General features: G+C 63.3%; 21 protein-coding genes, 1 pseudogene and 1 riboswitch. Of the genes and pseudogenes, 16 read left to right on the top strand and 6 right to left on the bottom strand.

All coding sequences use genetic code 11. The features are described 5' to 3' along the window. Positions 1–145: 145 nt before the first annotated feature. A complete protein-coding gene (locus tag INT29_RS08255; RefSeq protein ID WP_226831400.1) occupies positions 146–1,237 on the bottom strand; it encodes an aminomethyltransferase family protein in 1,092 nt (363 codons plus the stop codon). Positions 1,238–1,607: 370 nt separating this feature from the next. Here INT29_RS08255 and INT29_RS08250 point away from each other — a divergent pair, with 370 nt between their 5' ends. From INT29_RS08250 to INT29_RS08235, 4 genes are all read left to right on the top strand, one after another. Next, complete coding sequence (locus INT29_RS08250; RefSeq protein ID WP_193071349.1) at positions 1,608–2,468, top strand: methylenetetrahydrofolate reductase; 861 nt, start codon at positions 1,608–1,610, stop codon at positions 2,466–2,468. A gap of 188 nt (positions 2,469–2,656) precedes the next feature. Continuing rightward, positions 2,657–3,121 (top strand): carboxymuconolactone decarboxylase family protein, encoded by a 465-nt coding sequence (locus INT29_RS08245; RefSeq protein WP_101573153.1) that lies wholly within the window; start codon positions 2,657–2,659, stop codon positions 3,119–3,121. A gap of 6 nt (positions 3,122–3,127) precedes the next feature. Beyond that, complete coding sequence (locus INT29_RS08240) at positions 3,128–3,766, top strand: sigma factor-like helix-turn-helix DNA-binding protein (RefSeq protein ID WP_193071348.1); 639 nt, start codon at positions 3,128–3,130, stop codon at positions 3,764–3,766. A gap of 119 nt (positions 3,767–3,885) precedes the next feature. After that, positions 3,886–5,472, top strand: coding sequence for an FMN-binding glutamate synthase family protein (locus INT29_RS08235; protein ID WP_193071347.1), 1,587 nt, complete (start codon positions 3,886–3,888; stop codon positions 5,470–5,472). A 52-nt stretch (positions 5,473–5,524) separates the two neighbouring features. Here INT29_RS08235 and INT29_RS08230 read toward each other — a convergent pair whose 3' ends face one another. Further along, positions 5,525–6,274 (bottom strand): IclR family transcriptional regulator, encoded by a 750-nt coding sequence (locus tag INT29_RS08230; RefSeq protein WP_101573147.1) that lies wholly within the window; start codon positions 6,272–6,274, stop codon positions 5,525–5,527. A gap of 121 nt (positions 6,275–6,395) precedes the next feature. Here INT29_RS08230 and INT29_RS08225 point away from each other — a divergent pair, with 121 nt between their 5' ends. From INT29_RS08225 to INT29_RS08210, 4 genes are all read left to right on the top strand, one after another. Next, positions 6,396–7,172, top strand: a complete 777-nt coding sequence (locus INT29_RS08225) for an IclR family transcriptional regulator (RefSeq protein ID WP_101573145.1) — start codon at positions 6,396–6,398, stop codon at positions 7,170–7,172. A gap of 142 nt (positions 7,173–7,314) precedes the next feature. Next, positions 7,315–9,828 (top strand): GcvT family protein, encoded by a 2,514-nt coding sequence (locus tag INT29_RS08220; RefSeq protein WP_193071346.1) that lies wholly within the window; start codon positions 7,315–7,317, stop codon positions 9,826–9,828. A gap of 3 nt (positions 9,829–9,831) precedes the next feature. Then, positions 9,832–10,620 (top strand): electron transfer flavoprotein subunit beta/FixA family protein, encoded by a 789-nt coding sequence (locus INT29_RS08215; RefSeq protein ID WP_193071345.1) that lies wholly within the window; start codon positions 9,832–9,834, stop codon positions 10,618–10,620. Next, positions 10,617–11,585, top strand: a complete 969-nt coding sequence (locus INT29_RS08210; RefSeq protein WP_101573139.1) for an electron transfer flavoprotein subunit alpha/FixB family protein — start codon at positions 10,617–10,619, stop codon at positions 11,583–11,585. Before INT29_RS08215 ends, INT29_RS08210 begins: the two co-directional genes overlap by 4 nt. Before the next feature lie 6 nt (positions 11,586–11,591). On the opposite strand, the gene INT29_RS08205 is transcribed toward INT29_RS08210, so the two are convergent. After that, on the bottom strand, positions 11,592–12,758 hold the full coding sequence (locus INT29_RS08205) for a CaiB/BaiF CoA transferase family protein (protein ID WP_193071344.1): 1,167 nt from the start codon (positions 12,756–12,758) through the stop codon (positions 11,592–11,594). A 178-nt stretch (positions 12,759–12,936) separates the two neighbouring features. Between INT29_RS08205 and INT29_RS08200 the strand changes: the two genes are divergently transcribed. Beyond that, the gene (locus INT29_RS08200; protein WP_193071343.1) at positions 12,937–13,338 is read left to right on the top strand and encodes an acyl-CoA thioesterase; all 402 of its coding nucleotides are present in this window, start codon (positions 12,937–12,939) and stop codon (positions 13,336–13,338) included. 4 nt (positions 13,339–13,342) lie between these two features. On the opposite strand, the gene INT29_RS08195 is transcribed toward INT29_RS08200, so the two are convergent. Then, positions 13,343–14,026, bottom strand: a complete 684-nt coding sequence (locus INT29_RS08195; protein ID WP_096158083.1) for a 4a-hydroxytetrahydrobiopterin dehydratase — start codon at positions 14,024–14,026, stop codon at positions 13,343–13,345. Between the two features lie 128 nt (positions 14,027–14,154). Between INT29_RS08195 and INT29_RS08190 the strand changes: the two genes are divergently transcribed. Beyond that, positions 14,155–14,571, top strand: coding sequence for a VOC family protein (locus tag INT29_RS08190; RefSeq protein ID WP_193071342.1), 417 nt, complete (start codon positions 14,155–14,157; stop codon positions 14,569–14,571). Here the strand turns inward: INT29_RS08190 and INT29_RS08185 are convergent. Then, entirely contained in the window at positions 14,554–15,177 is a 624-nt protein-coding gene (locus INT29_RS08185; RefSeq protein WP_193071341.1) for a DUF6597 domain-containing transcriptional factor, read from the bottom strand. The genes INT29_RS08190 and INT29_RS08185 overlap by 18 nt on opposite strands. Before the next feature lie 134 nt (positions 15,178–15,311). Between INT29_RS08185 and INT29_RS08180 the strand changes: the two genes are divergently transcribed. From INT29_RS08180 to INT29_RS08155, 6 genes and pseudogenes are all read left to right on the top strand, one after another. Then, positions 15,312–15,884, top strand: coding sequence for an HAD domain-containing protein (locus INT29_RS08180; RefSeq protein WP_101573358.1), 573 nt, complete (start codon positions 15,312–15,314; stop codon positions 15,882–15,884). After that, entirely contained in the window at positions 15,881–16,681 is an 801-nt protein-coding gene (locus INT29_RS08175) for a glutamate racemase (protein ID WP_193071340.1), read from the top strand. Before INT29_RS08180 ends, INT29_RS08175 begins: the two co-directional genes overlap by 4 nt. Before the next feature lie 152 nt (positions 16,682–16,833). Then, positions 16,834–17,862 (top strand): slipin family protein, encoded by a 1,029-nt coding sequence (locus INT29_RS08170; protein ID WP_193071339.1) that lies wholly within the window; start codon positions 16,834–16,836, stop codon positions 17,860–17,862. Positions 17,863–17,919: 57 nt separating this feature from the next. Next, positions 17,920–18,516 (top strand): HdeD family acid-resistance protein, encoded by a 597-nt coding sequence (locus tag INT29_RS08165; RefSeq protein ID WP_193071338.1) that lies wholly within the window; start codon positions 17,920–17,922, stop codon positions 18,514–18,516. A gap of 565 nt (positions 18,517–19,081) precedes the next feature. After that, positions 19,082–19,840: pseudogene (gene erm, locus INT29_RS08160) on the top strand (23S ribosomal RNA methyltransferase Erm); the annotation flags it as partial. Between the two features lie 688 nt (positions 19,841–20,528). Beyond that, the gene (locus tag INT29_RS08155; RefSeq protein WP_193071336.1) at positions 20,529–22,037 is read left to right on the top strand and encodes an inorganic phosphate transporter; all 1,509 of its coding nucleotides are present in this window, start codon (positions 20,529–20,531) and stop codon (positions 22,035–22,037) included. A 140-nt stretch (positions 22,038–22,177) separates the two neighbouring features. After that, positions 22,178–22,289: riboswitch (SAM riboswitch) on the top strand. A 447-nt stretch (positions 22,290–22,736) separates the two neighbouring features. Here INT29_RS08155 and INT29_RS08150 read toward each other — a convergent pair. Next, positions 22,737–23,450, bottom strand: coding sequence for a metal-dependent transcriptional regulator (locus INT29_RS08150; protein WP_101573553.1), 714 nt, complete (start codon positions 23,448–23,450; stop codon positions 22,737–22,739). Positions 23,451–23,590 lie beyond the last annotated feature (140 nt).

Here is a 23,590-nt window from a genome sequence, read left to right as displayed (position 1 = left end):
CACCTCGCAAGAGTGCGGCCACTGGCATGTCGCGCAGTGACCGCGCTCGGATCAGGTGGATGGAACCGTACAGCAGAACTTCTCCGCTAGGTAGAGCCCGACCGCTGGACTCAGGCTCTCGCCCGCCCCAGGCTTTCGCCGCGGATCAGACGGCGGCGTCGAGGCCGTTCATCTTCAGACGTTCACGCTGGCTGGGGTTGACGCTCGCTCGGAACGGCATCTCCACCACCTCGGCGCGAACGGGCTCACCCGGGGTGTCTGCGAAGGGTTCGGGGAGTTGAACCCAGTACTCGGTTCCCAGCGCACTGCTCTCGACCGGCACATGTGCCATCGCGATATTGGCTTCGAGCTCCGGTGAGTACCAGGGCGACGTCACATACCCGACCGGGTCGCCACCAGATGTGGCGCTGACCAGCCAGAAGTCGGGAGCGTAGTCTGTGATCGGCTTTCCGCCGACCAGCAGACCCACGAGCTGAGTCTTGAACGGTGGAGTACCGGCAGTGATCTGCTCACGAACCTCCTCGAGTTTCGCTTTGCCGATGTAGTCGGCTTCCTTCTTCCGCGGCACCTGGTATGAGAGGTTGACCTGGAACGGGTAGGTCTCGAAGTCCATGTCCTGACCCCACGACAGGATGCCTGCGGCAATCCTGCGGTGATGGCTGGGAGCAACGACCTTGAGGTTGTAGGGAATGCCGGCTGCGAGCACTGCGTTCCACATGTCCTCGGCGTATTTCGTCGAGTCCTTGAGGTAGATCTCGTAGCCCTTCTCTCCGGTGAACCCTGTCTGGGAGATGATGACGTCGTGCCCGCCGACCTGGGCTTCCATGAGTCCATAGCTGGGCAGCGTGCGCCCCTCTTCACCGACGAGGTCGGCGATGACATCGACGGACTTCGGACCCTGGACCTGCACCGGCGAGACATCGATCTCGGCGATGGTGACGTCGAACCCCTTGCCGACGTTGACGCCCTGCAGCCAGAGCATGAGGTCGGTGTCCGAGAGGCTGAACCAGAATTCGTCGATCGCCACTCGCAGCAGGATCGGGTCGTTGAGGATGCCTCCGGCTTCATTGCACAGGATCACGTAACGGGCGCGCATGACTGGGATTTTGGTCGCGTCACGGGTGATGACATAGTTCACGAACGCCTCGGCGTCGGGACCCTTGACTTGGATCTGACGTTCGACGGCGACGTTCCACAAAGTCACGTCGTTGACGAGAGACTGGTACTCGACCATCATCCCGCCATCCTCGCGAGGCACATAGCCGCGCGGGTGGTACATCCGGTTGTAGATAGAGGCTCGCCAGCATCCCTCTTGCATCGACAGCTCCCAGTACGGAGACTTCCGCACTCTGGTGTCAATGAGCATCTCGACTGGCGTGGGGCCTGATTGGCGTAGGTTGATTGGGACTTGTCTGTCGCTTTGGTCCACTGATGGAACGTTGTTGTCCATGATGTTCCCCCTGCTGATCAGTTCTACATTGTAGAACTCGATTCCCATATTATGGGTAGAATCAGTGTAGGATTGAAGTGTCGACGGAAGCAAGGGTTTCCATCCAGATTCATCAGCCGTCGACCACTTTCCAGGGATCCTCTCAAAGGAGCACGGGATGTCACAGGAAGTTCTGAGCACGCTGCTGAAATCCGCGCGCTATGAAATCCTTCCCACCGCCGGTGTCGTCGACCGTGTCCACGAGTACGTCGCACCCGGCCGGGTGATCACTGTGACCGCCTCGACCGGGCTGACACTTGAGGCCACGCTGTCGACCGCGGAACAGCTGCAGGCGCTCGGATTCAATGCGGTCCCCCACATCGCAGCGAGGATGGTCCAGGGCAGAACCGAGCTCGAGGAGATCGTCGACCGCATCACGCAGGCCGGCATCGATCGGATCTTCGTCCCCGCCGGCGATGCCACGCCCCCAGCCGGAGGTTATGCCGGAGCACTCAACCTCATCGTCGACCTCGCGAGCATGGCGGCACCGATCCAGCACCTCGGCGTCAGCGCCTACCCGGAGACTCACCCGCTGATCCCCGATGACGTCACCATCCAAGCGATGTGGGACAAACGCGACTACGCCACCCACCTCGTCTCGAATCTGTGCTTTGATCCCGGAGTCATCGCCACGTGGCTGGCCAGGGTGCGGGCGCGCGGCATCGAGCTGCCGCTCATCCTGGGCATCGCTGGCAAAGTGGAACTGACGAAGCTGGCCCGCGTCGCGTCGAAGATCGGCGTGGGCGAATCGACTCGGTTCCTGCGCAAGAACACGGCGACCTTCTCCCGAATGGCCAAACCTGGCGGGTACAACCCACGGAAATTCCTCGACAAACTCGCACCCATCCTGGACGATCCGACCATGGGCGTGGCCGGACTCCACATTTATACGTTCAACCAGATCAAGGACACGGAGATCTGGCGACGCAAGCAGCTCGCTGCTCTAGGACACACCGATGAGGTCCCGAGCACGTCGTGAGGCAGCACGTCGTGTGGCAGCGCGTCCTAAGACAGCAGGTGTGAGACGTTCGGTGTGCCCGGCGGACAGAGATTTCGCGTGAACCTGTCACACTTCACCGCCGCCATCCGACGTAGTGGATGACGGGCGAAAGTCGTCCGCAACATTGTTCGCCAGGGAACGTGACACACCTTCAGGAAAGGGCACTCATGGCTCGTATCAACCTCGACCAGGTCAGCAAGAAGGGCTACTCCCACGTTGCTCGACTCGATTCCCACTGCCGCACCGCTCTGGGCGATGAGCTTTACGATCTCATCAAGCTTCGCGCATCGATCGTCAACGGCTGCGGCTTCTGCGTCGACATGCACTCCACCGATCTGGAGAGTCTCGGCGTCTCGTCCCGAAAGCTCTATGCCGTTTCGGCATGGCAGCACGCCGGCGCCCTGTTCGATGAGCGAGAGCGCAGCGTCTTCGCCCTCACGGATGCGGTGACGAAACTCGGTCCGGAGACCGTGACCGACGAGATCTGGGACGAGGTGGCCAAGCACTTCAGCGCCGAACAGCTCGGCGACCTGCTTCTGGCCATCTCCACGATCAACGTCTGGAATCGCCTGGCAATCGCCACCGAGACGACCCCGCCGGTCGCCGATGGCTCTGCCGAGACAGCCGACTGATCTACATTGGAGAGGTGGACGGGATCGAGTTCGGCAGCCCAGGCGAGACGGCTGCCAGCACCGAGGCCGCCCGAGCCGGTCTCGACCGACCAGCTGCCAGAGGATGCGGTCGCGAATCGGGACCTGCTGTCGCTGACACTGCTCCACCTGGCCGAGCAGCTGAACCCGGAGGCCCGCGCGGCCTTCGTTCTCACCAGGGCCTTCGATATGAGCGCCGAGGAGGTCGCCGGAATTCTCGGCAAGAGCTCTGCCGCTGTGCGCCAGATGATCTCACGAGCCGCACGCCGGATCGATCTGGATCGGCAGGTGACTCGCACCGCGGACTCGGTGATGCTCGGTCGTCTCATCGATGCGATTCACAGCGGCGATCTGAGAACAGCACTCGGCCTGCTGCTGGCCGAGGACGCCGTGTTCTGGGCCGATGGGGGCGGCAAGGTCTCCTCTGCACTCAATCCGATCTTCGGTGCCCAGCGGATCATCCGCTTCTTCCACTCGGTCATCACCCCCGGCAGCTCCAGTGGTCAGGACTTCAGAGGAACCGTCAAGGTCAATGGTGGATTCGCCATTGCCGTCGTTCGCGCAGGACGTGATCACATCTCTGATTTCACAGGCAGATTTCTCAGTTCTCTCCGGATCGAGGCATAGCATGGCAGCAGGACGATGCTGCCCGACGCCGCTTTTGAGCACACGGAACCAACGGCGCCCGTCACTGAGATCGTGACCCGAGACTCGGGGCTCCATCGTTCGCTCGGGAGGAGATCACGATGGGACGTTTCCTGGCAATCGCTGCGACACTCGGCATTCTGGTGGCACTGGGGTGGGCGGCAGCAGTCGGACCGTGGGCCTGGTGGGTGATCGGTGCCCTCGTCGCCGCCGTCATCGTTCTCGCGATCTACGATCTCACACAGAAGAAACACGCGATCCTGCGCAACTATCCGGTAGTCGGGCACCTGCGGTTTCTCCTCGAGAGCCTACGACCAGAACTCCAGCAGTACTTCATCGAACGCAACTGGGACGGTCGCCCCTTCGACCGCGACACACGCTCGATCGTCTATGAACGGTCGAAGGGCATCCACGGAGAGAAGGCCTTCGGCACCGAGCGCGACGTCAATGCTGAAGGCTATGAATATCTCGTTCATTCCACTGCCCCAATCCCCGCTCCTGCGACGCCGCCACGTGTCATCGTGGGCGGCCGCGACTGCTCACACCCCTACAGCATGTCCCTGCTCAACGTCTCTGCGATGAGCTTAGGTGCTCTGTCGCCCAACGCGGTGCGAGCGCTCAATCGCGGGGCGGAGATGGGCGGCTTCGCCCACGACACCGGCGAAGGCGGCATCTCGCCTTATCATCTTGAGAACAATGGTGACCTGATCTGGGAAGTGGGCTCCGGATACTTCGGCACACGCACCGACGAGGGCCGATTCGACCCGGATCAGTTCGCACAGCAGAGTTCGCGTGATCAGGTCAAATGCGTGTCCCTGAAGCTGAGCCAGGGCGCAAAGCCAGGCATCGGCGGCGTCCTGCCGGCGGCCAAGGTCAATGCGGAGATCGCCCGGGCCCGAGGGGTCCCCCAGGGCGTGAAGTGCGTCAGTCCCCCGGCGCACTCTGCCTTCAGCACCCCGACCGAACTCATCGAATTCATTGCCCGCATGCGTGAACTATCTGGCGGGAAGCCCGCCGGCTTCAAACTGTGCGTCGGGTCCCGTATCGATGTGCTGGCGATCTGCAAGGCGATCAAGGACGTCGGCACGGCACCGGACTTCATCATCGTCGACGGCTCTGAAGGAGGAACGGGTGCGGCTCCTCTCGAGTTCGAGGATCACATGGGAACGCCCCTGACCGACGGGCAGCTCACCATGCACAATGCTTTGGTCGGCACCGGCCTGCGCGACCAGATCCGGATCGGGGCCAGCGGCAAGGTCGCTGCTGGCAACGACATCGTCAAACGCCTGGCCCAAGGAGCGGACTACACGAATTCGGCACGAGCGATGATGATGGCCGTCGGCTGCATTCAGGCCCAGATCTGCCACACCGGGCTCTGCCCCGTCGGGGTGACGACCCAGGATCCGAAGCGCCAGCGTGCCCTGCACGTCGGCGACAAGAGCGAACGCGTAAAGAACTACCAAGAAGCGACGGTCGAGCAGGCCGTCGAGATAATGGCATCAATGGGTGCCAGCAGCCCGCAGGAGCTGCGCCCGGAACACCTGCAGCGCAATATCTCCCGCAACGAGCACCGCTCCTATGCCGAACTCTACGAATGGCTGCAGCCGGGAGAGCTTCTGGCACAGCCACCGGAGTCATGGGCGAGGGACTGGGCGCGCGCCGACTCAGGAACGTTCCGGAACGCGTGACTCAAGGGTTCGTGCGACTCAGGGGTTCGTCCGACTCAGGGAAACGCGGGACTCAGCGGTGGGTGACCTTGCGCTTGAGGCTGCGGGAGAGCAGACCCGCCTCGTCGACGAGGAGGCGTCCGACGTCGTCATGATGTGCAGCGATGCGCATGGTCGGACCCGAGATTCCGATCGCCGCAACCACCTGACCGTCGACGCCGTACACGGGTGCGGCCAGGGCATCGAGTCCCTCTTCGAATTCCTCGTGCACGAGCGCATACCCACGTTCGCGCACCTCGGCGAGGTTGTCCATGAGCTCCTTCCTGGACCCCAAGGTATACGGGGTGCGGCGCTCCAACCGGCCAGCGGGAACCGGGATGATATCGAAGGCGTACATGATCTTGCCCAGCGCCGAGCAGTGCGGTGGCACCTCCACGTCGACCCAGTTCGTGGCACCGAGAACGAAGGTCGAATCGACCTGTGCAACCTGCACGACACCTGTGGCACTGGGCACGGCGAGATTGACCGTCTCGCCGGTCTCCTCGCTCAGCCGCTGCAGCGTGGGATCGGCCGCCGTGACCAGCGTTTCAACCCGATCGAAGCGCGAAGCGTAGGTCGCGAAAAGGGATCCTCCACGATAGAGTCCATCGCCGTCACGTTCGACCAGCCCGTTGCGTTCGAGGGCGGAGAGCAGGCGTGAGACCGTCGATCGTGCCAGCTCCGTCGACTCCACCACTTCTGTGTAGGAGATCGGGTCATCCGACTTCACCACCAGCGACAATATCTCTGCCGCGCGATCGATCGACTGGGTCCCATTGGTCATAGCGCTCAACTCCGTCGGGGAAAGATGTGCCGCGGCGCCATCGGCGCTCCGGCGGCATTCACCCTACATCACCCGTGATTGAACCCTGTTCGTGTTGTGTCATGTGAGTTACAGTTTCGAAATGAGCAACAGCGAGACGAATTCCGGCTCCGTGCAGTCAGTCGACCGCGCGGTCACGATCCTCGAGGTCATCGCCCGCACCGGGCTCGCCGGGGTCACCGACATCGCAGTCGAACTCGGCGTGCACAAATCGACCGCCTCCCGCATCGTGTCCACACTTGAGGCCCGCGGCCTCGTCGAACAGGACCAGCATCGCGGCAAGTACCGCCTGGGTCTTGGCATCCTCCGCCTTGCCGGAGCCACCACCGCACGTCTCGACATCGTCCAGGAAGCCCGCCCCATCGCGAAGCTCTTAGCAGAACGCACCGGTGAGACGATCAACGTCGCCGTCCTCTCCGACGGTGCGGCACTCTACCTCGACCAGGTCTCCGGCAGTGCCTCTGTCCAGAGCCACAACTGGGTCGGCCAGCGCATCCCCCTGCACGCGACATCGAACGGCAAGGTCCTCCTGTCGGGCCTGAGCGAGGCAGGCATCCGCGCCGCACTCGAAAAGAGACTGCCGACCTACACTCCGCACACGGTGACCGCGATCCCCCACCTGCTCGCTGAAGTCGCCGAGGTGGTCGCCGCCGGACACTCGATCGTCATCGATGAGCTCGAGATCGGCCTCACCGCCGTTTCTGCCCCGATTCGCAACGCCCACGGCGATGTCATCGCCTCGGTCTCTGCCTCGGGACCGGGGTTTCGCTTCACGGAGGAAAAGGTCGAAGCTGCCAAGGATCTGCTGGTGGCTGCGGCCGCCGACATCTCGTCACGGTTCGGCTGGCGCGAGAGCTGAGGAACGGTCGCCGAACAGACCCCTTGACACACCTCGGCGGGCGGAGGACGATCAGAGCACCTAGTTTCACATAGTGCGTCACGTTGCATAGTACGCAACATGTGCCGTTGAAGGCGAAGATGCCTTCGGAGAGGAGCCTCCCGTGGCCTCCATTCCCGCCCAGGCCAGTGTCGTTGTCGTCGGTGCAGGCATCGTCGGCAACAGCCTCGTCCACCATCTGGCCGAGCTCGGCTGGAGCGACATCGTCCAGGTCGACAAGGGTCCGCTGCCCAACCCGGGCGGCTCGACCGGACATGCCTCGAACTTCATCTTCCCGGTCGACCACTCCCGCGAGATCACGGACCTCACCCTCGACAGCGTGCGCCAGTACAAGGAACTCGGCGTCTTCACGCAGTCCGGCGGCTTCGAAGTCGCCCGCACCCAGGAGCGCATGCAGGAGCTGCAACGGCGGATGGCCTCGGCGAAGGCCTGGGGCATCGAATCCCACCTGGTCACTCCCGAAGAAGTCGTTGAGAAGGTCCCCTTCCTCGACCCGTCCGTCATCGTCGGCGCCTTCTGGACACCCACGGTCGGCGTCGTCGACTCCGTGGGGGCTGGCACGATGATGCGCGAATCCGCACAGAACAAGGGCGCGCTCACGGTGTCACCGAACACCGAGGTGACCGGCATCGACGTCGAGAACGGGGCGATCGCACGCGTCCACACGACCAAGGGGCCGATCGAGACGGATAAGATCCTCATCGCCTGCGGAGTCTGGAGTCCGCGCATCGCGGCCATGGCCGGTGCCGCGATCCCGCTGACTCCGGCGGTGCACCAGATGATCAGCGTCGGCCCGGTTCCGCAACTGGCCGAGCAGACGGGTGAGATCTCCTTCCCGATCGTGCGCGATATGGACACCTTCTGCTACGAACGGCAGCACGGCTCGGACATGGAGATCGGCTCCTACGCTCACCGGGCGATTCTCCACGAACCCGACGAGATCCCATCGATCGAGGCCGCGAAGCTCTCCCCCACGGAGATGCCCTTCACCGACGACGATTTCGACCCGCAGCTCGAACAGGCCCTCGAACTCATGCCCGATGTCCTGTCCAACCCCGACGTCGAGATCCGCTACGCGATCAACGGCCTCCTGTCTCTGACTCCCGACGGCGCTCCCATCCTCGGCGAATCACCCGAGGTCAAGGGCTTGTGGTCGGCGGCAGCGGTGTGGGTCAAGGAAGGCCCAGGCGTGGGACGAGCCGTGGCCGAGTGGATGACGAACGGATGTCCGGAGGTCGACGTCCAGGGCGCCGACGTCGCCCGCTTCCACCCGCACCAACGCACCCGCGAACACGTACAGGCCCGCACCTCGGAAGCCTTCATCAAGACCTACGGCATCGTCCATCCCGGCGAGCAGTGGAACTCCGACCGCAACGTTCGCCTCTCCCCCATGCATGAGCGCGAGAAGGAACTCGGCGCCGTCTTCTTCGAAGTCGCCGGCTGGGAACGCCCCCAGTGGTACGAATCGAATGCACCGCTGCTCGAAGAATTCGGCGACAAGGTCATGGACCGCACTGCGGAATGGGACTCGCGTTGGTGGTCGCCGATCACCAACGCCGAACACCTAGCGATGCGCGAGCGCGCCGGACTCGTCGACCTCTCAAGCTTCGTCATCTTCGATGTGTTCGGCCCCGCCGCCCTCGATGCCGTCCAGTCCATCGTGCTGGCCCAGATGGATGTGAAGATCGGCAGGGTCGTCTACACCCCGGTCCTCGACGAGGCAGGTGGATTCCGCTCGGACCTGACCATCATGCGACTGTCCCACGACCGGTTCCGCGTTGTCACGGGAGCCGCCCACGGCATGGTCGACGTCAAATGGTTCGCCGATCGGCTCCCGAAGACAGGTGCCCAGATCGCCGACCTCACCTCGTCATGGACGACGATCGGATTGTGGGGGCCGCGGGCACGCGACATCCTCTCCCAGGTCACGAACGCAGACGTCTCCCACGAAGCCTTCAAGTTCGGCACGGCCCGGACCATCGAGATCGGCTCGCTGACGGTGCTGGCCTCCCGCATCTCCTACGTCGGTGATCTGGGCTGGGAACTCTACGTCCCTATGGAATCCGGACTCAAACTCTGGGACGTCCTCACCGAGGCCGGAAAAGAGCACGGTCTCGTACCGGTGGGACTCGGCGCCTACGGCACCACGGGCCGCATCGAGAAGAGCTACCGCGCCTTCGGTGCCGAACTCGACTCCGACCGCACCGTCATCGAGGTCGGCATGGCCCGACCGAAGGTGAAGTCGCAGAACTTCGTCGGCCGCGACGCCCACCTGCGACACCGCGAGGAGGACCCGAAGGCGATCCTGTGCTCACTCACGGTCGACGATCATACAAGCGCCAGCGGCGAGAAACGCTACATGCTCGGCGGGGAACCCATCCAATCCAAGGACGGCGGGCCGCTGGTCGACGGGCACGGGCACCACTCCTTCGTCACCTCGGCGGGGTCTGCCCCGAGCCTGGGCAAGCATGTCCTCATGGCCTTCCTCCCTCCCGCCGAGGCGGTCCTGGGCAACCAGCTCACCGTCGTCTACATGGAGGAGGCCTACCCCGTCACGGTGGCCTCGATCGACGCCACGCCCCTCTTCGATCCCGACAACGAGAGCATCAGGAGGTAGGCCGTGGACATCCTCGTCTGCATCAAACGCATCCCCGACATCTCTGGCCAGATCACGCTCAACGAATCCGGCACGAACATCGACGACTCAAGCCTGGGCCACACCACCTCGGCGCACGAGGAATGCGCGGTGGAGTTGGCCATCCAGACCGCGGCTGCCACCGGCGGCACGGTCACAGTACTGACGTTGGGCCCCGCCGAGGCGGTCGAACAGCTGCGCGCAGCCGTAGGCGTGGGCGCCAACGACGGAATCCTCATCGAAGCCGACAATCCCGAGGCGTTCGGCCCCGAAGACATCGCCTCGATCATCGGCGACGTCATCCGCGACCGCGCCGAAGGGGGCCAGAGTTTCGATCTTGTGCTGCTGGGCAATGATGCCGCTGACACCGGTGACTTCCAGGTTCCCATCCGCCTGGCCTACGACCTCGGATACCCGGTGCTGACGGGGATCCAGACGCTGAGTGCGAGCACGGGTTCCGGCGGCTCCGGCGCGATCGAGGCCCACGGGATCGGGCCGGCCGGGACCGAGGCCTTCTCCCTTGAGCTGCCCGCCGTCATCGCCGTCCAGGAGGGCGGTATCGACCCGCGCTATCCATCGATCACCGGTCGGATGAAGGCGAAGAAGGCTCGCATTGCCGAATATGTGGCGCCCGAGCCGGGTGCCGGAAATCCGCGCATTGGCCTCGAATTGCCGCCGGAGAAGGCAAGCGCGGTCACGATCCTCGGCGAGGGCCGTGATGCTGCCGGTGCCTTGGTCGATATTCTCGAAGAGATCGGAGTGATCAGGTCATGACTCTCGTATACGTCGAAACCGATGAGAGTGGTCAGGTGCAGCTGACCTCCGCCGAGGCGCTCACCTTCGCCCGTACGAACGCGGACGTCCTCGCCGGTTCGGTCCTCGAAGCTGCCGTCATCGGCTCGCTCACCGAGTCAGCCCACAAGCAGCTCGCAGCACTCGGCGTGGACCGGATCCACCACCTCGAGTCTGCGGACCTTGAGGCCTATTCAGCCGCAGCCTGGGCTCAGGCTCTCGTCGACATCGCGCCGGAGACCGGGACGGTTCTGGCCTCGGGGACTCCGCGCGGGATGGAGCTCATGACACATGTGGCCGTGCGCATCGGTGAGCGGATGGCGGCCAACGTCGTGGCCGCCGACGACGAGGGTCTGCTGCGACAGGTGCTCGGTGGGGCCGCGTTCGAACGCCTCCGACTCGGCGGTGACCTGCAGGTTCTTACGGTCGCCGGCCACGCCTGCAACCCGGAGGAGACCACACCGACGACACCGGAGGTCCTCACGCACTCCCCCGAAGCCGCGGAGGAGGATCTGCGCACCCGCGTGCTTCGCACCGAAGTCGAAACCACCGATGGCAATGACACGACAGGGCTGACTCAGGCCAGAGCCGTCGTCGGAGCCGGTCGCGGAGTCGGTTCGGAGAACGGATTCGGCGAGGTCCTCGAACTCGTCGACCACCTCGGCGGAGCCCTGGGAGTCTCTCGCGTGGTCACGGGTCTGGGCTGGCGACCGCATTCCGAACAGGTCGGTCAGACCGGCAGTCGGATCACCCCCGATGTCTACATCGCGTGCGGAATCTCCGGCGCGATCCAGCACATGGCCGGAATCGAGGGCGCGAAGACGCTCATCGCGATCAACACCGACGAGGAGTCGACGATGGTTCAGCGCGCCGATTACGCCATCATCGGCGATCTCCACGAGGTCGTCGGCGCCGTCAACGAGGAGATCAGGAACCGTCGCGGCTGATGCCGCTCACAGACCCAATTCGGCGATCACCGCGTCGGTGTCGGCACCGATAACCGATGCCCGCCGAGGTTGGCCTGCACTGTCCGCGCCATCCGAGGTGGCCGCGCCAGTTGAGGTGGGGGTGCCTGTTGAGGTGGGGGCAGTTGCCTGGCCGAACCTCGGTGCCGGTGCGGGTTGCTCGATTCCGGCCTCATCGGTGTAGAAGAGTCCGCGGTACTGGTTATGAGCATCGGTCTTCGCCTCAGCCATGGTGCGGACCGGTTCGACGCAGGCGTCGCTGTCGGCGAAGAGTTCTTCGAGTTCAGCCAAGGTGCGTGAGGCGAGCTCCTCGGCGAAGACTGGCCGCATGAGGGGCCAGTGCTTCGGCTGCCAATGGTTGATCTCGCCCAGCGGTTCGGGCAGGCGGTCCTCGATGTCGAGAGTGCGGATGAATTCGGCGAAGAAGGCCGGTTCGATGCAGGCAACGGACACGTACCTGTCATCGGCGGTGGGATAGACGTCGTAGAACGGTGCTCCGGAATCCAGGAGGTTGCGCCCGCGTGCGTCGTGACGCCACATGCCGACCTCGGAGAAGCCATGCATCATCGAATACAGGAGATTCGCGCCGTCGATCATGGCGGTGTCGACGACGGTGCCGATGCCGCTGGTGCGGGCACTGGTGAGGGCGCCGAGAACGCCGACGACGAGGAGCATGCCGCCCCCACCGAAATCGCCGATGAGGTTTGCGGGGAACTGCGGTGGCCCATCAGCGCGACCGAGCTGGTTGAGCAGTCCGGCAGAGGCGATGTAGCCCAGGTCGTGCCCGGCCTTCTGCGCCTTCGGTCCGTCCTGTCCGTAGCCGGTGATGCGGCCGTAGACGAGGGCAGGATTGAGCGCGTGGAGATCGTCAGGGCCCAGGCCCAAGCGTTCCGCGGCGCCTGGGCGGAAGCCTTCGATGACGATGTCGGACTTCGCAGCCAGGGACCGGGCGAGGTCGATGCCGGCTTCGGACTTGAAGTCTGCGGTCATCGACCTTTTGCCACGGTCGAGAACAGGGTTCATGGGCTGGCCGGCTGTCTTCGGCGGATCAAGGCGAATCACCTCGGCGCCCATATCTGCCAACATCATTGAGGCGAAGGGGCCGGGGCCGATTCCGCCGAGGTCGAGGACACGCACGTCTTTGAGCACTGTCATGATTTCCTTTCGTCGATCTGTCCTGTTTAACTATAGAACGATCGATCAGGTCCGAAGAGGCAGCAGGGCCGCACCCGACGATAAGAGGTCCCGGTGATCTGGATCGTCCGGTCGCCCTGGTAGCGTCCCATAGTCGGAGGTGGAGAGTCTCCGAAGCAGATGAGTCGAAAGGTTGTCCGTGAAGACATTCGAGTATTCCCCAGAGGTTCGCTGGTCCGATCAGGATCTGCTGGGTCATGTGAACAATGCCCGCATGATCACCCTCATCGAGGAGTGCCGCATCAGGTGGCTCCACGAGGCCAAGGCCGGGAGCTTGACCGGCGGTGGCATGCTCGTCGCCAACCAGTCGATCGACTACCTGCTCCCCGTCATGTACGGCCCCGAACTCACAATGACGGTGACCATCAAGAGGATCGGCAACTCCTCATTCACCGTCCACACCCGCGGTGACCAGAGCGGCCAGAAGGTGTTCAACTCTGACGTCGTCCTCGTCCACATCGACCGGGAGACCGGCAAGCCCTCGCCGATCCCCGAGGGCATTCGCAGCATCCTCGGGGAATACCTCGCCGAAGCCGACTGATGACTCAGTGGACCATCGGCGCGCAGATGCAGGCTCGGTTGCCGTCGGGATCCTCTAGAACCCAATAGGACGGAGCAGCTGTGTCGCTGACGAGGTGGCCGCCCGCAGCGAGAGCTGCAGCAATCCGTCCTTCGGCCTCGTCATGGCTCACCCAGACATCGAGATGCCAACTCTGCGGGACGGCTGACTCCGGCAGAGGGAACCGGCTGTCGTCTCGTGGCCTCTGCCACCACAGCAGCGTATTCACCTGACCAGTTGGGTCGACGAGGTCACCACCCGCATGCACTCCCGCAGGTTCACCGCCGAGGAGTGCCGCGTAGAAGTCGGACACTCGATCACTTGAATTCGTGTCGAGAGCGAATTCGGCCTGCATCAGGCTTGCGGTGTCAGCACTCAGGTCCGCTTCAGCGGCGATCGTGCTGATCTTTCGAGCGAGAGTGATATCCCGTTCGGTCACGCCGCCGACGTCGTGACTGCCCACAGTCACGGTGACACCGGTCTTCGTGAGAGTGATGTCGGGGGCATGGTTCGACAGTTCTGCCGCCTCCCCGACCGCGTTGACGAAGGCAAGACCTCGGCCGAATTCGTCGGTTCTGAATCTGGCCCTGATCGGCCCTGCCAACTGCCGCCAGTCCTCGAGGTCAGCGTCGAAGATCTGCGAACTGGTGAGAACGCCATCGTGTCCCACAACTCGCTCCTCCCGTGATGCGTGTGCGTTTGGTCGCAGGAGTCACGCTATCGGAGGAATGGTGCCTCTGCGAGAAGATGGCCGTTCTGTTCATGCTCGGCCAGGCCTCGTGCCCATAGCCTGGGAACATGAAACTCGACGCGATCTCAATCATCACCGCAGACATGTCCGCAGCAGTGCGGTTCTACTCCGCACTCGGCCTCGACTTAGTCGACGGCGGCGCGGATGCTCCGCACACGGAGTTCTCCTCGGGCACCCTCCGCCTGCTCCTCGACACTGAGGCGGTCATGCTCAGCATCGATCCCGAATGGACCTGGCCGACCGGTGGCCACAAGATGTCCCTGGCCTTCGACTGCTCCACCGCCGAGGCGGTTGATACGACATTTACCCAGCTCACTGCCGGTGGTGCGGGTTCAGATCCCGTGGCCGGAGTCGTTCACGAACCTTGGGATGCGTTCTGGGGTCAGCGGTACGCCGTGGTCTCCGATCCCGACGACAACTATGTCGACCTCTTCGCGGCACTGGGTTCACCGGCCCAGCAGTGACTTCTCGTCTCTCCACAGATAGGCCGCATCGGCGTAGCCCGTTGCGGTTGCGGCCGCTGTGCGGGTGGAGCCTGCGTCGATGAGTGCCCGTGCGGCCTGCCAGCGCAGGACCTTCGACAGGTGTTTGGGTCCGTAGACGAACCATGCGGAAGACAGCCTCCGCAGCTGTCTGGGTGAGTATGCGAACTGTGCGGCCACCTCGGCGATGTCCAACAGCCGCCTCTGCCCGACACCGGGTCCGGGCTCGGGGACGGTTGCGAGACTGCCTGCAGTCACCACAGCATCGAGAGGGGTCACCCTGTCGGCGAGCTCGGCCGCCGAGGTGGCCAGCAGCTGCGGGAGCACGCCGGGGTCGAAGCGCAGACCCACGACCGGCTGGGCTGCACCACTCGTCGACGCAGAATGGAAGGTTCGTGCGGTGGAGTCTGCTCCGGCGACGACGAGGGAATCGATGACGATGAGATCCATGCAGCCGTCGGGCACGATGAGGGAAGGCTTCGACGGGACGCTCACAGCCACCTCGGCGAGGGCCGATGTCGGGCGGGCGTCGGGGGCCGACGTCCACAGCGAAGCGCGGAGCCTGGGGATGCGCATCTCCGTGTACATAGGGGCGCTCGTCCTTCTTCAGTTTCGAGCGGTATTCTTGAAACTCGTCGGCAGTCTCCCGAGTCGACGCCGCCTCCAATTCCAACGCTGTCTGTTCTCAGACTAGCCGGTACTCGACTCCCCAGGAAGGAACAATGGCAACTGCATCCCCCTCGACGTCTTCAGCACGTCGGCAGGCACGGCATGTCACTGTCTTCCTCGACGTCGATGGAGTCCTCAACTCGTACCCAGTACCCAAACTGCGCATCATGATCGAAGGGCGCAAGAAGCTGCAGGCCTGGCATTACGAACTGCACTACAAGCCCGCGGTGATCGCGTTCTTCGATCGTCTCGTCGAAACCCATGAAGTCGATGTCGTATGGCTCTCCACCTGGTCAGAGCGGTGTAAGACGGAGTTGGAGCCGAAGTTCGGTCTGCGCAACTCCTTCGACGTCATCGAGATGCCAGATGAGACCCACAACCGGTACGCCAACGATCCGCACCTGTGGTGGAAGGCCCGTGCCATGGAGGAGTGGCTCGCAGCGCACGAGCAAGGTCGGGCCGTGTGGATCGATGACGATCTCGCCGCACCAGCCACCCACGACTACTTCGTCGAGCACTATTCGACGAGCAGACTCAAACTCATTGCTCCGAAATTCGCGCAGGGCCTGACGAAGGCGCACCTGAAGGAGATCAAGGAATTCGCCTACCCGAAAGAGGCTTCATGACACGTATCGGTCTGCTCGATTCCGGTCTGGGGCTGCTCGGCACCGCAGATGCACTCTTCCATCTGGCACCTCATGCCGACCTGGTTCTCGCGATGGACCCGGATTTCACCCCGTATGGCAGCCTCAGCCCCGAAGCGCTTGAGGCCAGGGCACTGAATTCTGCGGCCGTGCTCGCCGAGTGGGACCCAGATGCGATCGTCATCGCCTGCAACACCGCCTCGGTCCAAGCCCTGGAGGCCGTACGCGCCCGCTACGAACCTGACATCCCCGTCATCGGCACCGTCCCCGCGGTGAAGATGGCGGCCGGCACCGGGCAGGACTTCGCCATCTGGGCGACCCCGGCAACAACGGGCAGCGCCTATCAGCAGAACCTCATCGGCGCCTTCGCCGCCGAGGTGACCGTGTCCAAAGTGGCATGTCCGGGCCTCGCCGAGGCGATCAATGAAGCTGATCTGCCCACCATCGACTCCGCGATCGACGCAGCCCTGAACCAGATGGACCCCGGCATGGAGACCATCGTGCTCGGGTGCACCCACTACGGCTTGGTCGCCGAGCGGATCATGGCCGCTCGGGCGGGGGCGATCACGCTCTTCGACTCCCCGATTCCAGTGGCGAAGCAGACCCTGCGCAGAATCGGCGTCGAAGCACACGGGCTGAGCCCGAACCAGCCCGATACCGGTGAGGTCATCGCCACCTATGCCTCGGGCCGCCGAATCCAACTGCCACGGTCCCTTGATGCCTATCCTGCGGGCAAACGCCTGCTGGCTCGGGAACGGGCAACCGCAACAACGCTCTGAGTCACTAGCGATTCTGCTCACAGACCCTGGACGAGTGCGCGACTCCTTGAACCGTCGCCGAGAGTCGGATCGGCATTATCATCCGGCCGGGTCTTTTTTGCCGCAACGGGGTTAATCTGAAAGGACAGGCAATCGTCTGAGGAGGCGGTTCGATGTTCTTCCTGTACATCATCTTCGGTCTGATCGTGCTCGGTGCCATCGGCTTTGGAAACAGTCTGAAGATCGTCAAACAGTACGAGCGCGGTGTCGTGTTCCGCTTGGGCCGAGTCAGCAGTGAACCCAAGCGCCCCGGGATGACAGCCATCGTCCCATTCGTGGACAAGCTGGAGAAGGTCAATCTGCAGATCATCACCATGCCGATCCCAGCCCAGGAAGGCATCACCCGTGACAATGTCACCGTCCGGGTTGATGCCGTCATCTACTTCAAGGTCGTCGACCCCAAGCGGGCCATCGTCGATGTCGAGAGCTATCAGCTCGCCGTCGGGCAGGTGGCGCAGACGTCTCTGCGTTCGATCATCGGTCAGAGCGAACTCGACGATCTGCTCACCAACCGGGAGCGGCTCAATCAGGGGCTGGCCATCATGATCGACAGCCCGGCCGTCGACTGGGGTGTCCACATCGACCGGGTCGAGATCAAGGACGTCGCCCTGCCCGAGTCGATGAAGCGTTCGATGTCGCGTCAGGCCGAGGCCGAGCGGGAGCGTCGCTCACGGGTGATCATCGCCGATGGTGAGTTCCAGGCCTCGGCCAAGCTCGCTCAGGCCGCAGAGTCGATGGCGGATACGCCGGCAGCTTTGCAGCTGCGTCTGCTCCAGACGATCGTCGAAGTCGCTTCCGAGAAGAATTCGACACTGGTTCTGCCCTTCCCGGTCGAGCTTCTCCGTTTCCTCGAGGGGAACACACCGAAGGCGGCTACGGCTTCAGCCGAGGACGCCCCCGTGGGAACGTCGAGCAGCAACAGCACCGGCGCGGCGGCGAACGCCTCGTTGAGCGCCACCTTCGGAGCAAAGGACACCAAACACTCGCTAGATGATCTGGGCGGGATGGTCCGTGCCCTCTCCGATTCGATGAGACTGAACGAGACGATGCACCTGCCCGCATCGCTCAAGCTGCCCGGCATGGAAAACGACACGGCCACCTCGGGGAGCACAGCTGCGAACGACAAAAAGACGCCTGCATGATGTGCTGTGATCTGTTGTGCTCAGCGAGCTTCCATCCCAAGTGACTAGGCTTGAGTCATGGACTTGAAACGCACCAGCAGATCAGTCATCGTCAACGGCGTCATCGCGATTCTCGTCGGATTGCTGATGGTGGTTTGGCCTGGCACCAGCGCCGAGGTGGTCGTGCGCATCTTCGCCATCTGGCTGGCCGTCATCGCCGTTTCATCCTTCGTCCTGGCGCCGAAGGGCACACGTTCGGGAAGTCTGGTGGCTCGCTCCGTCCTGTTGATTCTGCTGGGCGCGCTCATCTTCTTCTCGCCCATGTTGTTCGCATCCTTCGTCACCATACTGACCGGATTCGCGGTCATCTTCTTCAGCTTCCTCGCAGTCACCGCCTCGCTGTTCATTCGCCGCATCGGGGTGCGCATGTGGTGGCTGTTGACGGCCATCGGCGTCGCCGGCATCATCCTCGGCGGATTCTTCCTCTTGGCCCCGGGCGCTGGCATCACCGCACTGATCTTCACCCTCGCGGGCTTCATCGTCGTCGTCGGCATCGGCCTGGTCGCCCTCGGGTGGCGTCTGCGCAAGACCGCTCAGACGATTCGCCAGGATCCGCACCGCAGGCCACCTGAGGATGGTGGCGGCGACGTCATCAGCGGCGAGATCATCGAATAGGTTCGACCGCCTCGGCGACGGGACACCACCAGTCGCCAGCCGGACCACGCCGGCAGACCAGTCGCCAGCCGGACCTCGCCGGCGGACCAGTCACCAGGCGGACCAGACGCCGGCAGACCAGTCACCAGGCGGACCACTTATCGCCGAGCGCACAGGTTACAACTGGTCCGCTCGACGATAACTGGTCCGCTCGATGTTCTAGTGCGCCGGCTTCCGATAAATGCGGACAAAACTCTGGATCAAAGGCAGGGCTCCGTGTTAGCTTATTCACCATGGGAACATTAAACTGCAGCGCAACGACAGCGCTGAGCTTCTACATTCGTGATCGCCGCGCCTGACAGCGCGCTCGATTCACTTCCTGCGATCCGCTGACCTCATCGAACCCTCGGCACCACCGGTCCATTGATGGACCCGTCGCCACCGAACCGATCGAGCAGGATCTGTAGCAGCGCGTTGTCGACCCGGACAGACATCAGCATCCGGGGCGAAGCCGCAATTCTCTGACACGTGTCTTTGCACATTGTGCTGCCCTGGGTGCTCCCTTCTTCATTTCCGGAGCGCGCCCATGCGACCTCATTCATCATTCGGCGGCCGACACGAACTCGGCCAGAACTTCCTGCATTCACCCTCAGCTCTCACTACGATCGCAAACCTCACCCGCGCCACCACCGGTTCCATTCTGGAGATCGGGCCTGGCACCGGTGCGGTGACTGCCCAGCTGTACACGCTGGGCAGACCGCTCACGCTCGTGGAACTCGACGAAACGAGGATCAGTCACCTTGAACACTCATTCCCGCGCGCCCAGGTCAGACACGCAGATGTCCTGAGGTCCAGGCTCGATCAGCCCGTGATCGTCGGCAGCCTGCCCTTCCACCTGACCACGCCCATTCTGCGCAGACTCCTGCGCGCCAGCAGATGGCAGAACGCCATTCTGCTCACCCAATGGGAAGTGGCCCGCAAACGCGCCGGTGTCGGCGGATCGACCATGATGACCGCCCAATGGGCACCGTGGTTCGACTTCCGGCTCATCGAACGCGTACCTGCCCACGCCTTCACACCGAAGCCCAGCGTCGACGGCGGCATCCTCACCATCGATCGCCTGGCAAACAGCCTCGTGCCTGATCGGCACAGGTCGGACTACCAACAATTCGTCCGCACAGCCTTCACCGGGCGCGGACGTGGGATGAAAGGAATCCTCACGACAATGAACCTCACTGACCGCACCACGCTGCAATCGACCATGGACCGCAACGACGTCAGAGGAGACACCTTGCCACGAGATCTCAAACCCGAACAGTGGGCCGGACTGTATTCGGCCCTCGGCACGACCGAGACAAGCACCGCGAAGAACCCATCAGCTGCACAGAAGCAGAGCAGGAAATCACAGAAGAAGGGAAACACCATGCGAAACGACAAAGGACATAAGAACCCCAGCGTCGCGGCCGGAACGGGAGAGATCCCCGTGATTGCCGAGAAGCCGGTGATCACGGGTGAGATCCCCATCGTCGGCGCCGCCCAGGCGGCAAAGAAGCTCGAGGCCCAGATTCCGGGAGTCGACTCTGAGGCCAAGACGAAGAGCCACGACAAGGGACACCTGCAGGCCGAGCGCGGTTTTATGCCGCAGCACGGCAAGCCGTCCCAGCCTCAGCCGCGGTGGAATCTGCCACGGCGCCAAGGCTGACGGCTGACAGCTGACAGCTGACAGCTGACAGCTGACGGTCACACCACACGCGGGCACGAGCCAATCGTGCCCGCGTGTCCATCATCACAACCAGAATTCCGCTCGGCAGACACACTCACTGAGCTCGGATCAGATGACGGCCATATACCATCTGACCAGGAACTTCACGTAAACACACGATAAACTACGGCTATTGTGCATCTCCTGTTCGCCGGAGGAGCTGAGTGTGTTCATCTTCCATTCATCAACCCCTTAACCTTGCGGACATCCAGAGTGCGAATCATGGGAGACAGCTGGAAATACATCTCATGATCCTCGCTAGGAGACGCGCATGACCCAGGCTCTGGCACCAGAGACCTTCACACCGACGCAGACCGTCGGCCGCAGCAATGATCGTCGCTGGCACCTGGCCTTCGGCCTGCTGCTCGCGATCACTCTCATCGCCTTCACCTTGTGGTCATTCGACTATGTCAGCCAGGGCGCACCGCGCATGGTGCTCATCACGACGGTCATCTTCGGTGCGTTCATGGCGTTCAACATCGGAGGCAACGATGTGGCGAACGCCTTCGGCACCTCGGTTGGTGCGGGCACCCTGACGATGAAGCAGGCGCTCCTTGTTGCGGCTGTCTTCGAGGTCAGCGGTGCGCTGCTGGCCGGCGGCGATGTCACTGACACCATCAAGAGCGGAATCGTCGACCTGGGTGCCGTCTCCCTCGACCCGATGGAGTTCGTCTACATCATGATGGCTGCCCTCCTCGGTGCGGCAGTGTGGCTGCTGATCGCCACTCGCATGGGCTGGCCGGTCTCGACCACGCACTCGATCATCGGCGGCATCATCGGCGCCTCCCTGACCATCGGCTTCGTCACCGGCACCGGAGGCTTCGCCATGGTGCAGTGGTCAGAGGTCGGCATGATCGCCATCTCATGGGTCCTCTCCCCCGCGCTCGGCGCGCTCGTCGCCTTCCTCATCTACGGGGCGATCAAGAAGTACGTCCTCGGCGATGCCCTGTCAAAGACCCTGAAACCCCACATGCTCGCTCCCACCGGCGAGAACAGCCACGCTGCAGGCGTCGGAATGGACCGTGAACGCGACCCCGGTACCGCGGCTTCGGCCGATCAGCCGGTCGGTTCGCACTCCACACTTCAACGTTGGGTTCCGCTCATCGCCGCAAGCGGTGCCGTCATCCTCACCGCGATGCTGCTGTTCAAGGGCCTGAAGAATCTCGACGTTGCAGTCAACGCCGTCGGAGGCACCCTCATCATGGCGATGATCGGCCTCGCCGTGTGGATGGCGGTCTTCGTCTTTGCCAAGACCCTGCGCAAGCAGACAGTTCCCCGCGCGACCTACGTCCTCTTCTCCTGGATGCAGGTGTTCACCGCCTCGGCGTTCGCCTTCAGCCATGGCTCCAACGACATTGCGAACGCGATCGGGCCCTTCGCCGCAGTCCTCGACGTGCTCAAGACCGGCACCATCAGCTCCGAGGCGACCGTCCCCTTCGCTGCCATGCTCACCTGCGGGATCGCCCTTGTTGCCGGCCTCTGGTTCATCGGCCGCAAGGTCATCGCCACAGTCGGGACCAAACTCACGGAGATCCACCCTGCATCCGGCTTCGCCGCCGAGCTCGCTGCCGCGGCCGTCGTGATGGCAGCTTCAGTCAGCGGTCTGCCCGTCTCTTCCACCCATATCCTCATCGGTGCGATCATCGGCGTAGGTCTGGTCAACCGATCGGCGAACTGGAAGCTGATGAAGCCGATCGCCATGGCTTGGGTCATCACCCTGCCGGCCGCCGCGAGCATCGGTGCCATCAGCGTCCTCAGTCTGCGCACGTTCTTCGGCTGACCCTCCGATAGTCGCCTCAGCGGCCTGCACAGCGGGCCGCCGAGGCGACTTTCTCATTCACCGACACCGGTGGGGATATCGACACCGACGGTTCCGCTCCTGACATCCGTGTCAGCCTCTGCCGCTAGAATCATTCACACGTTCACGAGTCGTGGCCATCGGTACCTGGCCGGCCACGCGGCAACCCGTCATCGACCGGGTGCCCCAGGGATAGAACGGGTCAGCGCCACATGGCGTTGGCAAGATTCGATCCGGGCGCATGGTGCCCGAGAAACGAGTGTCACTGTGTCTCACGAGGCAACCGAACGCTGGCCGGGATTCTCCGAAACAGAAGCCCTCGAATGGAGCCGTGTAATCCTCCACCATTCTCCTGGCCCCCTACCAGCCAGCATCAAGGCTCAGATGTCGGCGGCGATCAGGAGAGGCACTCCGGTCGCGGCACCTGGTTGGGCTCGGACGGCCGAACAGGCACGCGACTGTGGATTCACACCGATCCTCTACCACTCACTATTCGCAGTGCTCCATGTGATCGATCCGAATTCCTTCAGGTTACATCCGCACCATCGCCAGGTCACCCACCGCAACCAAGTTCCGGGCGTCCCGTTCGAAGCCGAGCTCTGGCAAGAGTGGCCACGGCTGGTGCTCAAAGAGGGTTTCTCACCGGGGACAGCGGCCGAACTGGTGCTCCTGTTCGCGACATCAACCTGATGCCTTCAGATACACCGCCGAGGCGACCGGACGATCCACGTCTATGCGTTTCACGTCGCTCTGTCCTGCTCCGGGCTGCTCCGATTCGAAAGGTTCGCTGAACACCGAAATCGAGACAGCTCCGCCGCTTTCTCTCTCGGTGACGTCGAGGCGTGCACCCGGGCGCACCCCCACCTCGGCGAGGTGGGCAAGGACTGAGGGATCCGCGTCCGAGACCCGGATGACCGTGTAGGACCCGGGTTCCGCCTCAGCGAGGAGGAGCGAGGAACCATGGGACTCGATCTTCCCGTCGGGGCCGGGGATCGGGTCCCCGTGAGGATCGGCCTGGGGGCGGCCGAGGAACGCGTCGATGCGATCGACAAGCCGATCCGAGGCCGCATGTTCGAGGATCTCCGCCTCGTCGTGGACTTCGTCCCAGCCATACCCCAGGGATTCGACGAGGAACGTTTCGAGCAGGCGATGCCTGCGCACCATCGATAGGGCTATCGTCTCCCCCTTCGAGGTCAGCACCGGAGGACGATAGGGCACGCGGACGATGAGCCCGAGCTCGTCGAGACGTTTGAGCACCTCGGTGACGTTGGCCTTGGTGGTGCCGAAGCGGTTCGCCAACTCGGTGGCAGTCATCGGTGTCCCGCCCCATTCCTGAGCCGACCAGATCGCCTTGAGATAGTCCTGGCTGACCTCGGAGACTTCGCCTGCACGCATGCGCTCAGCGTAGCCCATGGGATCAGAATCGGTCCTCGTCGACAGTCGAGGGTGAGACCTGAGCAGATCCAGTGCGATGAATGCCGGACGGCCGTTGAGATCCGACGATGCTGCCGACCCGGGCCCGAGTCTGACCTTCG

The organism is Brevibacterium sp. FME37 (genome assembly GCF_014897485.1).
Lineage (GTDB): Bacteria > Actinomycetota > Actinomycetes > Actinomycetales > Brevibacteriaceae > Brevibacterium.
The sequence above is the reverse complement of the archived record's forward strand: the minus strand, read 5'-3'. Positions and strand labels throughout refer to the sequence as shown.

Bases quoted from the DNA above. Each gene is read 5' to 3' on its own strand.
- INT29_RS08180 (WP_101573358.1), top strand. From the start codon at position 15,312: ATGGCAACTGCATCCCCCTCGACGTCTTCAGCACGTCGGCAGGCACGG.
- INT29_RS08170 (WP_193071339.1), top strand. From the start codon at position 16,834: ATGTTCTTCCTGTACATCATCTTCGGTCTGATCGTGCTCGGTGCCATC.
- INT29_RS08250 (WP_193071349.1), top strand. From the start codon at position 1,608: ATGTCACAGGAAGTTCTGAGCACGCTGCTGAAATCCGCGCGCTATGAA.
- INT29_RS08185 (WP_193071341.1), bottom strand. From the start codon at position 15,177: ATGTACACGGAGATGCGCATCCCCAGGCTCCGCGCTTCGCTGTGGACG.
- INT29_RS08190 (WP_193071342.1), top strand. From the start codon at position 14,155: ATGAAACTCGACGCGATCTCAATCATCACCGCAGACATGTCCGCAGCA.
- INT29_RS08255 (WP_226831400.1), bottom strand. From the start codon at position 1,237: ATGATGGTCGAGTACCAGTCTCTCGTCAACGACGTGACTTTGTGGAAC.
- INT29_RS08210 (WP_101573139.1), top strand. From the start codon at position 10,617: ATGACTCTCGTATACGTCGAAACCGATGAGAGTGGTCAGGTGCAGCTG.
- INT29_RS08230 (WP_101573147.1), bottom strand. From the start codon at position 6,274: ATGACCAATGGGACCCAGTCGATCGATCGCGCGGCAGAGATATTGTCG.
- INT29_RS08245 (WP_101573153.1), top strand. From the start codon at position 2,657: ATGGCTCGTATCAACCTCGACCAGGTCAGCAAGAAGGGCTACTCCCAC.
- INT29_RS08155 (WP_193071336.1), top strand. From the start codon at position 20,529: ATGACCCAGGCTCTGGCACCAGAGACCTTCACACCGACGCAGACCGTC.
- INT29_RS08165 (WP_193071338.1), top strand. From the start codon at position 17,920: ATGGACTTGAAACGCACCAGCAGATCAGTCATCGTCAACGGCGTCATC.
- INT29_RS08175 (WP_193071340.1), top strand. From the start codon at position 15,881: ATGACACGTATCGGTCTGCTCGATTCCGGTCTGGGGCTGCTCGGCACC.
- INT29_RS08205 (WP_193071344.1), bottom strand. From the start codon at position 12,758: ATGACAGTGCTCAAAGACGTGCGTGTCCTCGACCTCGGCGGAATCGGC.
- INT29_RS08235 (WP_193071347.1), top strand. From the start codon at position 3,886: ATGGGACGTTTCCTGGCAATCGCTGCGACACTCGGCATTCTGGTGGCA.
- INT29_RS08225 (WP_101573145.1), top strand. From the start codon at position 6,396: ATGAGCAACAGCGAGACGAATTCCGGCTCCGTGCAGTCAGTCGACCGC.
- INT29_RS08150 (WP_101573553.1), bottom strand. From the start codon at position 23,450: ATGCGTGCAGGCGAAGTCTCCGAGGTCAGCCAGGACTATCTCAAGGCG.